At 59.1% G+C, this 230-nt stretch carries 1 protein-coding gene; it reads left to right on the top strand.

The window, feature by feature from the left end:
* Positions 1 to 11: 11 nt before the first annotated feature.
* Positions 12 to 230: hypothetical protein (locus RZA33_RS19860; protein ID WP_317510133.1), on the top strand; the 219-nt coding region annotated here is incomplete at its 3' end.

Raw genomic sequence — 230 nt, 5'->3', positions numbered from 1 at the left:
CGAGAAATTTCATGACCGTTGACGCCTTCAAAATTGCAGTCAGCATCTCGCTGGTCGAGAACGTGACGCGTGGACTGGCTTCGCTGTCGCGATACTTCAAAGCTGCCGACGCAGATGCCAAGGCTCTGGAGGCACGCATTGCCAAGATCGGCAAGATGGCGGCCGCCGGGGGTATTTTAGCTGCTGCCGGGGCGGGCGGCCTGAAATTGCTTCAAGGCCCGCTGGAAGAG

Origin of the sequence: Halovibrio sp. HP20-59, assembly GCF_033052795.2 — a bacterium.
Lineage (GTDB): Bacteria > Pseudomonadota > Gammaproteobacteria > Pseudomonadales > Halomonadaceae > Vreelandella.
This window is presented reverse-complemented; position numbering and strand designations above follow the sequence as displayed.